The organism is Cellulomonas sp. JZ18, assembly GCF_009720485.1.
GTDB lineage: Bacteria > Actinomycetota > Actinomycetes > Actinomycetales > Cellulomonadaceae > Cellulomonas.
Genome location: NZ_CP045245.1, coordinates 3,057,848 through 3,068,842 on the forward strand (window position 1 = coordinate 3,057,848; position 10,995 = coordinate 3,068,842).

A 10,995-nucleotide genomic window follows, 5' to 3' on the forward strand; every position below is an offset into this window, starting at 1 on the left:
CGCGCCGCTGCCCGGCCCTGCTGGTTGACTGTGCGCGTGGCACGCCCGACCGACCGTGCGGCCGCCGGCGGGGACTCCCCCGCGGCCGCTCCCGACCCCGCGACCCTCACGTACGAGCAGGCGCGCGACGAGCTCGTCACCGTCGTCGACCGGCTCGAGACGGGCGCGGCGACGCTCGAGGAGTCACTCGCGCTGTGGGAGCGCGGTGAAGCCCTCGCGGCGCGCTGCCAGGAGTGGCTCGACGGGGCGCGCGAGCGGCTCGCGGCCGCCCGCGGCCAGGGGCGGGACGTCGACGGGGACGCGTCGTGACCGCCGACGCCCCGCAGCGGTCGCGCGCCCTCGTCGTCGGCGAGGCGCTGGTCGACGTCGTCGAGCGGCCCGACGGCAGCCGGGAGGAGATCGCGGGCGGCAGCCCGGCCAACGTCGCGGTGGGGCTGGCACGGCTCGGCCGGCGGGCGGACCTGCTCACCTGGCTGGCGCCGGACGCCCACGGCGCCCTCGTGCGCCGGCACCTGGAGGGCTCGGGCGTGCGCGTGCTGGCCGGCGACCGTTCCCCGGTGCGCACGCCCGTCGCGACGGCCCGGCTCGACGCGCAGGGTGCGGCGACGTACGAGTTCGACCTCGAGTGGGACCTGCCGGACGCCTGGGACGAGGACGCGGACGCGCCGCTCGTCGTCCACACGGGCTCGATCGGCGCCGTGCTGCGCCCGGGCGGCCCCCGCGTCGCCGAGCTGCTCGACGGACGTCGCGCCACGTCGACCGTCACCTACGACCCGAACCTGCGCCCGGCCCTCATGGGCAGCGCCGAGGACGTGCGCCCCGTCGTCGAGCGGCTCGTGCGCACCGCCGACGTGGTGAAGGTCAGCGACGAGGACCTGGCGTGGCTGCTGCCCGGTGTGGCGCCCGCCGAGATCGCCGAGGAGTGGTCGCGCAGCGGCCCCGCGCTCGTCGTCGTGACCCACGGCGGCGAGGGGGCGTTCGCGTGCACGGACGCGGGGGCGCGCCTGCAGGTGGCGGCGCCGCACGTGCGGGTGGCGGACACGGTGGGGGCCGGGGACTCCTTCATGGCGGGTCTCGTCGACGGCCTGTGGTCCGCGGGCCTGCTGGGCGCGGACCGCCGTGACGCGCTGCACGAGATCGACGCCGCGACCGCCGAGCACGTGCTCGCGCGGTGCGTGCGCATCGCCGCCCTCACCGTCTCGCGCCACGGCGCGAACCCGCCCACCGCGGCCGAGCTCGACGACCCGTCGCTGCTCGCCGCCGTCCTCGCCGACGCCCCCGACGGAGGTCCCGCATGAGCACCACCACCCAGCCGCTGACGCCTGCCGAGGCGTGGACCGCCCTCGCCACGGGCAACACGCGCTTCGTCGAGGACCGCATGGAGCACCCCTCGCAGGGCATCGACCGGCGGGCCGAGATCAGCGCCGAGCAGCACCCGTTCGCCGTCGTCTTCGGCTGCTCCGACAGCCGCGTCGCGGCGGAGATCATCTTCGACCAGGGGCTCGGCGACCTGTTCGTCGTGCGCACGGCGGGGCACGTGCTCGACACGACCGTGATCGGCTCCATCGAGTACGGCGTCGAGGTGCTCGGCGCGCCGCTCGTCGTGGTGCTCGCGCACGACCGCTGCGGCGCGGTCGCGGCGGCGTCCGAGGCGCTGAACGGCGGGACGGTGCCGGCCGGCTTCGTGCAGGCCGTCGTCGACCGCGTCATCCCGTCGATCATCGGGCTGTCGCAGCACGGCCGGGCGGTCGGGACGTTCGACGCGGCGGAGCTCGGTCACGAGCACGTGCTGCACACCGCGAACCAGCTGCACGGGTACTCGGTGTCGCTCGCCGACGCGGTCGCCGAGGGCCGCTGCGCGATCGTCGCCGTCGAGTACACGCTCGCCGACGGGCGGGCGAAGCTCGCGCACGTCATCGGCGACATCGGCGTCGAGCCGGGGCAGGCCGTCAGCGCCTGACGCGCACGCCGAGGGCGCCGCACCACGACCGGTGCGGCGCCCTCGTCGCGTCAGGCCCTCGGGCGCCCGCGCGCGTCCGGCTCGTCGTCGTGCGTGGTCAGCCGCTCCCGCCAGTAGCGAGAGCCGTCGGCGCGCCGGCCGACGAGGCCCGCCTCGACGAGCTCGCGCCGCAGGCGCACGGGGTCGTCGGCGACGGGCGCGAGCCGGGCCATGAGCTCGGCCTCGTCGAGCTCCTCCCCCGGGGCCACGAGCATCGCCGCGACGTGCTCGACCAGCGCGTCGCGGTCCCGCGAGCGCCGCGGGGTGGTGACGAAGCGCCCGCGCACGAGGAAGCGGGCGGCGTCGCAGACCGGTTCGGGGGTGGACGGGTGCATGCCCTCATGGTCCGCGGCGCGCACCCGCGCGGCCACGTGATTGCGCGGGTGGCGCCCCACGAGCCACCGCCTCGGCCCGCCTCCGGCTCGCCGGCGACGGGCCGCGCGCCGGACGGGGCGGCGGGGCACCTCTTCCGCGGCCGTCCGCACGGCGTGCGGACAGCCGTGCGGACGGCCGTGCGGACGGCGTGCGGACAGCCGTGCGGACGGCGTGCGGACAGCCCGGATGAGGGTCCGCCCTCGCGACGCGCCCGCAGACCCGTGACGCGTCCGCCGGGGGCGGGTGGTCGGCACGGCCGGTCCGCCCGCTGCGCCCGTCAGGCCGCCGGCGTGCTGCGCTGCGCGCGCCGGCTCTCGCGGGCGTGCGCCCGCTCGACCGCGCGTCGCCGCTCCGTCTCGCTCTCCTCGTCCGCGGCCCGCGCCGCCTCCGCGTCGTAGGTGAGGTTCTCCCCCGTCTCCGGGTCGAAGATCATCAGCCGGCCCGGGTCGAACCACAGGTCCGCCACGTCGCCGTCGCGCACGTGGCTCTCGGCGCCCAGCGCGGCGACGAGCTGCGTGCGCATGCCCTCGCCGTCGAGGTCGCGGTCGAGCTCCTCGAGCGTGCCCGCCACCTCGGCGCGGGTCTCGAACGGCACGTACGCGTACAGCTCCGCGCCGAGCCACTCGACCACGTCGACGTCGGCCTCGAACGTCACGCCCCTGGCACGCGTGTCGTCGTCGAGGGTGTCCGCGTCCTCGAGGTGCTCGGGGCGCAGTCCGACGATGACCAGCGACCGGTCCCCGATGCGGGACCGCAGGTCGGCCGACAGCGGCACGTCCGCCAGCGGCAGGCGCAGCACGTCGCCGGTGACCTCGCCGGGCAGGAAGTTCATCGGCGGGGAGCCGATGAATCCGGCGACGAACAGGTTGACCGGCTGCTCGTACAGCGCGCGCGGGCTCGCGGCCTGCTGCAGCACGCCCTTCTTCAGCACCGCGACGCGGTCGCCGAGCGTGAGCGCCTCGGTCTGGTCGTGCGTCACGTAGATGGTCGTGGTGCCGAGGCGGCGCTGCATGCGCGAGATCTCCGTGCGCATCTGCCCGCGCAGCTTCGCGTCGAGGTTCGACAGCGGCTCGTCGAACAGGAACGCGCGCGCGTCGCGCACGATCGCGCGGCCCATCGCGACGCGCTGGCGCTGCCCGCCGGACAGGTTCGCCGGCTTGCGGTCGAGGTGCTCGCGCAGCTCCAGGGTGTCGGCGGCCTTCTCGACGCGGGTGCGGATCTCCTCCTCGGAGAACTTGCCCTTCTCCAGGCGCAGCGGGAACGCGATGTTCTCGAACACCGTCAGGTGCGGGTACAGCGCGTAGTTCTGGAACACCATCGCCAGGCGCCGGTCGCGCGGCGCTTTGTCGTTGACGACGTCGCCGTCGATGACGATCTCCCCGTCGGAGATGTCCTCCAGGCCGACGACCATCCGCAGCAGCGTCGACTTCCCGCACCCCGACGGGCCGACGAGGATGACGAACTCGCCGTCCTTGATGTCCAGGCTGACGTCGTTCACGGCGGGGTACCCGTCGCCGTACCTCTTCACCACGTGGCTCAGCGTGATCGCGGCCATCTGCGCACTCCTTCGCGTGACGGGCGGCGGGCGGTCAGCCCTTGACCGCGCCCTGGGTCAGCCCGGCGACGATCTGCCGCTGGAACAGCAGCACGAGGACGACGACGGGGATGGTGACGATGACGGCGGCGGCGGACGTCGCGCCGGTCGGCTCCTCGAACTGGGAGGCGCCGGTGAAGAACGCGAGCGCCGCGGGCACGGGCCGCGCGGCCTCGGTCGACGTGAGCGAGATGCCGTAGACGAAGTCGTTCCAGGCGAGGAAGAACGCGATGATCGCGGTCGTCGCCACACCCGGTCCGGCCAGCGGCACGATGACCTTGCGGAACGCCTGCCACGTCGTGGCGCCGTCGACCTGCGCGGCCTGCTCCATCTCCCACGGGATCTCGCGGAAGAACGCGGTCAGCGTCCAGATCGACAGGGGCAGGGTGATCGACAGGTACGGGATGACCAGGCCGGCCCACGTGTCGTACAGGCCGATCGAGCGCCAGATGTTGAACAGCGGCGTGACGATCGAGATCACCGGGAACATCGACACCGCGAGCGACAGGCCGAGCACGAACGCCTTGCCGGGGAAGTCGAGCCGCGCGATCGCGTACGCCGTCAGCGCCGCGAGCACGACCGCGATGAGCGTCGCGATGAGGCAGATGCCCACGGAGTTGCGCAGCGCCGGCAGGAACAGGTCCGACGCCTGCCCCGTGAGGATGAGCTGGTAGTTCTGCCACGTCACCTGCGTGGGCAGGAACGAGCCGTTGTCCAGGTCCGACGGCGCCTTGAGGCTGAGCGAGACGATCCAGGCCACCGGGAACAGGCAGTACAGGATGATCAGCAGGCCGCCGACCCACCACCAGACCTTCGTGCGCGAGCCGCTCATCGGCCACCCCTCGTCGACGCGGCGAGGTTCACCTTGAACCCCTTGACGAACAGCAGCGCGATGAGCGCGACGAGGATCGTCAGCAGCACGGACACCGCCGACCCGACGCCGATCTCGAGCCGCTGGATGGTCTGCCGGTACGCGAGGAACGCGACCGACTCGGTGCCCGCGGCACCGTTCGTCATGATGAAGATGTTGTCGAAGATGCGGAACGCGTCGAGCGTCCGGAACAGCAGCGCGACCATGATCGCGGCCTTCATGTTCGGGATCGTCACGCGCCACAGCCGCTGCCACGCGGTCGCGCCGTCGACCTTCGCGGCCTCCGCCAGGTCGCCCGGCACCTGCGCCAGGCCCGACAGCAGCAGCAGCGAGATGAACGGCGTCGTCTTCCAGATCTCCGACAGGATGATGACGCTCACCGCGGAGCCGAACGTCGCGAACCAGTCCTTGCCGTCGGCGACGAACGGCAGCCAGCTGTTCACGAACCCGCTGGTCAGGTCGAACATGTAGAGGAACGCGAACGCCGAGACCACCGTGATGATCGCGTACGGGATGAGGATCGCCGTGCGCAGCGCGGGCCGGAGCGTCTTCAGCGCGTGGTTCATGACCAGCGCGAGCCCGAACCCGAGCACGAGCTCGATCGCGACCGTGATCACCGTGATGAGCACCGTCACGCCGAGCGCCTGCCACCAGATCGGGTCCGTGAGGATCAGCGCGTAGTTCGCGAGGCCGTTGAACTCGCGCGCGTCCGGGTTCGTCAGTCGGTAGCTGAACAGCGAGTCCCAGACGGCCTGCAGGATCGGGTAGCCGACGACCGCGACGAGCACGAGCACGGCCGGCGCGCACAGCAGCATGCCCAGGCGTGCCTCCTGCCGGGCACGGTCCGAGCGCCGCGGCGCGCCGCTGCGCGCGGAGCGGCCGCGCGGGCGGTCGTCCTCGGCGAGGGCCGGGGGCGCCCCGGCGACGCTGCTCACAGCAGGGCCTCCCCGCTCAGGACGGCCGCGATGAGCTCGTCCGCCTCACGGGGGCTCGTGTCCGGCCCGACGCCGCGCGGCGGGTGCCACGTGCGCTGCACGCTGGACGAGACCTCGTTGTAGAACTGCGTCTGCGGGCGGGGCGCCGCGTTCTGCAGCGACTCGCGGATGACGTCCGCCATGGGGAAGGCCTCCTGGACCTCCGGGTCGTCGAACGCGACCAGGCTGGACGGCGGGTTGCCGTCCGTCACGAAGTACTCCGCCTGCTTGGCCGGGTCGACGATGCACTGCACGGCCTCGAAGGCCAGGTCGACGTGCTCGCTGAACGCCCCGACGCCCAGGTTGATCCCGCCGTACGGCGGACGGGACTGCTGGCCCTCGTCCACCTGCGGGTACAGCGCCCAGCCGTAGTCCTCGACGACCGACGCGTCGAGCGTGCCGGCCTCGACCGCGGAGTTCGCGCGGGGCCAGACGAACGGCCAGTTGACCATGAAGCCCGCGGTCTCGTCGTTCTCGAACATGCTCGCGTTGATGTCCTCGTTCGCGTTCGCGAGCTGGGGGCCGCCCACGTCCGCGTCGGCGAGGGTGCGGATGACCTCCGCCGCGCGCCGCCCGGCGTCGGAGTCGAGGTCGGGCGTGACGTCCTCGCCCTCGTCGGCCTCGGAGTCCTCCAGGACGTGACCGCCCGCGGACTCCACGAGCGCGTTCACCCACACCATGAGCGACTCGGCGCGCACGCCCTGCACCGCCACCGTCTTGTCCTGGCCCGCGGCCGCCTCGACGAGCTGGTCCCAGGTCACGGGCTGCGTCATGTCGAGCCCCGCGGCCTCCGCCACCGACTTGCGGTACCAGAGCAGCTGCGTGTTGGCCCAGAACGGCACGGTCACGAGCTCGTCGCGGAACGTCGCGCCCGCGATCGCGCCCTCGGCCACGTCCTGCGTCACGGCCTGCGCGACGTCCTCGGGGATCGGGGCCAGGAAGCCCGCGTTGGCGAACTCCGGGATGTACGGCGGGTCGAGGCTCATGATGTCGATCGACGCGTCGTTCGCCGCGAGCCTCCGGATCAGCTGCTCGCGCTGGCCCGGGGCGTCCCGGGGCAGCAGCGCGGTCTCGATGCGGTAGGCGCCGCCCGACTCGTCGGTGCACTGCTGCGCGATGCGCGACTGCCCGCCGGAGTCGGGGTTGATGTACCAGGTGAGGGTCGGCGGTCCTGCCTCGGCCGGGGCGCAGGCCGCCAGCGGCGCCGCGAGGACGACCGCGGCGAGCAGCGCTGCTCGTCGTCGCACCGTCGCTGCCTCCCTTCCAGGGGGTGGGTGGGACTTATCCGACTACCAGTCGGCCGGTCGCGCCACCGGAGCGGACGCGGGTCCACCAGTGGGAGGATGCGACGCATGACTTCCAGCACCGGACCCGACGTCGCGGCCGGCCCGGAGGGGTCCGCCGTGCCCCCGGCCGAGTTCCGCATCGAGCACGACACGATGGGCGAGGTGCGCGTGCCCGCCCAGGCGCTCTACCGGGCGCAGACGCAGCGCGCGGTCGAGAACTTCCCCATCTCCGGCAGCACGCTGGAGCGCGGCCACGTCGAGGCGCTCGCCCGCGTCAAGAAGGCGGCGGCGCGCGCGAACGCCGAGCTGGGCGTGCTCGACCAGGACGTGGCGGACGCCATCGTCGCGGCCGCGGACGAGGTCGCGAGCGGCGTGCACGACGCGCACTTCCCCGTCGACGTGTACCAGACGGGCTCGGGCACGAGCTCGAACATGAACACCAACGAGGTGATCGCGACCCTGGCCACGCGCCGGCTCGGCCGCGACGTGCACCCGAACGACCACGTCAACGCCTCCCAGTCGTCCAACGACGTGTTCCCGACGTCCGTGCACGTCGCCGCGACCGCCGGCGTCGTGCGCGACCTCGTGCCGGCGCTCGAGCACCTCGCGGGCGCACTCGAGGAGAAGGCGACCGCGTGGGCCGAGGTGGTGAAGGCCGGGCGCACGCACCTGATGGACGCGACCCCGGTGACGCTCGGCCAGGAGTTCGGCGGGTACGCCGCGACGGTCCGCTACGGCGTCGAGCGCCTGCAGGCCGCGCTGCCCCGCGCCGCGGAGGTCCCGCTCGGCGGCACCGCCGTCGGCACCGGCATCAACACGCCCGCGGGCTTCCCGCAGCGGGTCATCGCGCTGCTCGTCGAGGACACCGGCCTGCCGCTGACGGAGGCCCGCGACCACTTCGAGGCGCAGAGCTCGCGCGACGGCCTCGTCGAGCTGTCGGGCGCGCTGCGCACGATCGCGGTGAGCCTGACCAAGATCTGCAACGACCTGCGCTGGATGGGCTCGGGCCCGAACACCGGCCTGGGCGAGCTCGCGATCCCCGACCTGCAGCCGGGCTCGTCGATCATGCCGGGCAAGGTGAACCCGGTCGTGCCCGAGGCCGTGCTCATGGTGTGCTCGCGCGTCGTCGGCAACGACGCGACGGTCGCGTGGGCCGGGGCGAGCGGCTCGTTCGAGCTCAACGTGCAGATCCCGGTCATCGCGTCGGCGGTGCTGGAGTCGGTGCGCCTGCTCGCGAACGCGTCACGGGTGCTGGCCGACCGCACCGTCGCGGGCCTGTCGGCCAACGTCGAGCGCGCCCGCGCGCTGGCGGAGTCCTCGCCGTCGATCGTCACCCCGCTCAACCGCGTGATCGGGTACGAGGCCGCGGCCGCGATCGCCAAGCACGCCGTGAAGAACGGCGTCACGATCCGGCAGGCGACGCTCGACCTGGGCCACGTCGAGCGCGGGGAGATCACGCTCGAGCAGCTCGACGCCGCGCTCGACGTGCTGTCGATGACGCGTCCCCCGCAGGCCTGACACCACGCCACGGCGGCCCGCCCGGTCCCACCGGGCGGGCCGCGGTCGTCGTGCGCCCGACGGGGCCAGCACGACGGGGCCAGCACGACGGGGCCGGCACAGAGGGCTCAGCCGGCCGCCGGCGCCCCGTCGAGCCGGAAGCGCTCGACCTCCTCGCGCAGCACGGCGGCGACCCCGGTGAGGCCGCCGACCGCGTCGTGCACCTGGTCGGCCTCGGCCTGCGAGCGCGCCGCCTCGTCCGCGACCTGCTGCATCGCGGCGGCGATGTCCTGCGTGCCCCGGCGGCGGCGACGAGGTTGCGCTCGACCTCGGCCGTCGTCAGCGCCTGCTCCTCGACCGCCGCGGCGATCGACGACTGGTGGTCGTCGACGGCGCGGATGGCACCGGCGATGCGCTCGACCGCGCCGCCCACGTCCCCGGCGTCGCGCTCGACGGCCGTCAGCACGGGCGCGATCGTGCCCAGCGCCGTGGAGGTCTGCTCCGCCAGCTCCTTGACCTCACCGGCGACGACGGCGAAGCCGCGCCCGGCCTCCCCGGCGCGGGCGGCCTCGATGGTCGCGTTGAGCGCCAGCAGGTGGGTCTGCCCCGCGATGGCCGTCACGGTGGCCACGACGTCCTTGATCTGCGACGACGACGCCGCGAGGCGCTGCGCGGCGAGGGCGGCCTCGCCCGTGAGGGCGACGGTGTCGCCCGTCTGCTGCCGGACGGAGGAGACGTCGCGCGCCACCGACGCGATGGTCGTCTGCATCTCGGTCGTCGCCGCCGTCACGGCCGCGACCTCGGCGGACACGGCACCGGCGCTCTCCGAGACGCCGGCGGCGCCGGTGGCGGACTCACGGGCGGCCGCGGCGAGGGCCGCGCTGGACTCCGCGAGCCGGTCCGCGGTCCCGCGCACGTCCGCCGCGCCCTCGCGCATGCGGGCGACCGCGCCGCGCATGCCCTCGACCGCCACGGCGAGCGCGGCACCCATGGCGCCGATCTCGTCCCGGCCCTCGGCCCGCACCTGCACGCCGAGGTCACGTGCGGCGACCCGCTCGAGCGCGCGGGTCAGGCGCAGGACCCGTCCCACCAGGCGGTGGGTGTAGAGGGCGACGGCGGCCACCGCGAGCAGCGCCACCCCGAGCCCGACGAGCAGCAGCGTCGTGACGAGCGTGCGGGACCCGGCGCGCAGCTCCGCGGCCACCGCGCCGACCTCCGCCTCCGGCGCCCAGGCCACGACCGTCCAGCCCCAGGCCGGCGCGCGGGTCACGACGGCCCGGGCGGGCGCACCGTCCACCGTCAGCGTGCGCACGGCGTGGTCCCCCTCCGCGAGCCTCGCGCCTTCGGCGACCACGTCCGCCGCGTCGGCGTCGCCGAGCACGGGTGCGTCGGGCACCACGGTGGAGCCGTCCGCGGCGAGCACGGTCAGCCCGCCGCCCTCCCCCACGTGCGCGTCGGCCAGCGAGGCCCGCAGCGGAGCGTCGACGTCCGCCTGCGGGACCCCGACGAACAGCGCACCCACGACCTGACCGTCCACGACGAGCGGCGAGTAGGCCGACACGTAGGGGGTGCCGACGACGGTCGCCACGCCGCTGTAGGTCTGGCCGGCGAGCAGGGCCTCGACGACGGGCGTCGGGACGCCGTCCGCGCCGACCGCGGGGATGGAGGTGCCGACGGCCCTGCTCCCGTCCGCGGCGGGGACGGTGGTGGCGACGCGCAGCATGTCCCCCGCCTCGTCGACCCGCTGGAAGACGGTGACGGCGCCGCCCAGCAGGGCCGCGACCTCGTCCACCACGGGCGTGGGTGCGGCCGGGTCGCGGTTCTGGCCGAGCCACTCGCCGCCGACCTCCAGCGCCGGCAGCTCGACGTCGCGGCGGGCCGAGGTGACCTGGTCCGTGGCCGTCCACGCGACGGGCTCGCCGAAGCCCACGCCCCCGCGCTGCTCCACCAGCTGCTCGGCGACCCGCAGCTGGGCCAGCACGTGCGCCCCCACCGTGTCGACCTGCGTGCCGACCAGGGTCACGGCGTTGTCGGCCGACTCGGTGAGCGAGGTGCCGACGAGTCCGGCGACCTCGTCGGCGGCGCGCTCGGCCAGGTTCGACGTGAGGACGCCGCCGACGACGGACAGGACGAGCGCGGTCGCCACGACGGCGCCGCCGCCGGCGACCACGAGGCGGGCGCGCAGCCCGGGGACGCGCCTGCGGTCGGCGGGTGCGGCCGCTGCCGGACGGGTGCGCCGCGGAGCCGGCGCGTCGGCGGGCGGCCGCGGCGTGGGGACCGCTGCGGCGGTGGACGTGCGAGGGGCGCCGGTGGCGGCGGGCGAGGTCACGAGAGCTCCCGGGTCGGTGGCGTCGACGCCCGGGGACGCCCCCGGCCGTCGGTGGCGTCGACGGCCCATC

At 74.7% G+C, this 10,995-nt stretch carries 10 protein-coding genes; 4 read left to right on the plus strand and 6 right to left on the minus strand.

The genetic code is table 11. The features are described from left to right. Positions 1–36: 36 nt before the first annotated feature. From GC089_RS13830 to GC089_RS13840, 3 genes are read left to right on the plus strand one after another with little or no spacing between them, the layout of a single operon-like run. Positions 37–309: an exodeoxyribonuclease VII small subunit gene (locus tag GC089_RS13830; RefSeq protein WP_155378142.1), complete on the plus strand. Its 273-nt coding sequence runs from the start codon at positions 37–39 to the stop codon at positions 307–309. Beyond that, entirely contained in the window at positions 306–1,298 is a 993-nt protein-coding gene (locus GC089_RS13835) for a carbohydrate kinase (RefSeq protein WP_155378143.1), read from the plus strand. The genes GC089_RS13830 and GC089_RS13835 overlap by 4 nt, the downstream gene beginning before the upstream one ends. Beyond that, positions 1,295–1,960 carry a carbonic anhydrase gene (locus tag GC089_RS13840; RefSeq protein WP_155378144.1) on the plus strand — a complete coding sequence of 222 codons (666 nt, stop codon included), beginning with the start codon at positions 1,295–1,297 and terminating at the stop codon, positions 1,958–1,960. The genes GC089_RS13835 and GC089_RS13840 overlap by 4 nt, the downstream gene beginning before the upstream one ends. A gap of 50 nt (positions 1,961–2,010) precedes the next feature. On the opposite strand, the gene GC089_RS13845 is transcribed toward GC089_RS13840, so the two are convergent. The 5 genes from GC089_RS13845 to GC089_RS13865 all read right to left on the minus strand — a co-directional run bounded on the left by GC089_RS13845 (position 2,011) and on the right by GC089_RS13865 (position 7,060). Then, on the minus strand, positions 2,011–2,334 hold the full coding sequence (locus GC089_RS13845; protein ID WP_155378145.1) for a DUF2087 domain-containing protein: 324 nt from the start codon (positions 2,332–2,334) through the stop codon (positions 2,011–2,013). A 317-nt stretch (positions 2,335–2,651) separates the two neighbouring features. After that, positions 2,652–3,929 carry an ABC transporter ATP-binding protein gene (locus GC089_RS13850; RefSeq protein ID WP_155378146.1) on the minus strand — a complete coding sequence of 426 codons (1,278 nt, stop codon included), beginning with the start codon at positions 3,927–3,929 and terminating at the stop codon, positions 2,652–2,654. 34 nt (positions 3,930–3,963) lie between these two features. Beyond that, positions 3,964–4,800, minus strand: coding sequence for a carbohydrate ABC transporter permease (locus GC089_RS13855; RefSeq protein WP_155378147.1), 837 nt, complete (start codon positions 4,798–4,800; stop codon positions 3,964–3,966). After that, on the minus strand, positions 4,797–5,774 hold the full coding sequence (locus tag GC089_RS13860; protein WP_230684819.1) for a carbohydrate ABC transporter permease: 978 nt from the start codon (positions 5,772–5,774) through the stop codon (positions 4,797–4,799). The genes GC089_RS13855 and GC089_RS13860 overlap by 4 nt, the downstream gene beginning before the upstream one ends. Further along, entirely contained in the window at positions 5,771–7,060 is a 1,290-nt protein-coding gene (locus GC089_RS13865) for an extracellular solute-binding protein (RefSeq protein WP_155378148.1), read from the minus strand. Before GC089_RS13865 ends, GC089_RS13860 begins: the two co-directional genes overlap by 4 nt. Before the next feature lie 105 nt (positions 7,061–7,165). Here GC089_RS13865 and GC089_RS13870 point away from each other — a divergent pair, with 105 nt between their 5' ends. Then, positions 7,166–8,617: a class II fumarate hydratase gene (locus GC089_RS13870; RefSeq protein WP_155378149.1), complete on the plus strand. Its 1,452-nt coding sequence runs from the start codon at positions 7,166–7,168 to the stop codon at positions 8,615–8,617. Here the strand turns inward: GC089_RS13870 and GC089_RS13875 are convergent. Then, positions 8,553–10,925, minus strand: a complete 2,373-nt coding sequence (locus tag GC089_RS13875; protein WP_196250711.1) for a methyl-accepting chemotaxis protein — start codon at positions 10,923–10,925, stop codon at positions 8,553–8,555. The two genes, GC089_RS13870 and GC089_RS13875, sit on opposite strands and share 65 nt — an antisense overlap. Positions 10,926–10,995 lie beyond the last annotated feature (70 nt).

What these genes read in the sequence shown, in the direction of transcription:
- GC089_RS13840 (WP_155378144.1), top strand. Translation starts at nt 1,295, where the DNA reads ATGAGCACCACCACCCAGCCGCTGACGCCTGCCGAGGCGTGGACCGCC.
- GC089_RS13845 (WP_155378145.1), bottom strand. Translation starts at nt 2,334, where the DNA reads ATGCACCCGTCCACCCCCGAACCGGTCTGCGACGCCGCCCGCTTCCTC.
- GC089_RS13850 (WP_155378146.1), bottom strand. Translation starts at nt 3,929, where the DNA reads ATGGCCGCGATCACGCTGAGCCACGTGGTGAAGAGGTACGGCGACGGG.
- GC089_RS13855 (WP_155378147.1), bottom strand. Translation starts at nt 4,800, where the DNA reads ATGAGCGGCTCGCGCACGAAGGTCTGGTGGTGGGTCGGCGGCCTGCTG.
- GC089_RS13870 (WP_155378149.1), top strand. Translation starts at nt 7,166, where the DNA reads ATGACTTCCAGCACCGGACCCGACGTCGCGGCCGGCCCGGAGGGGTCC.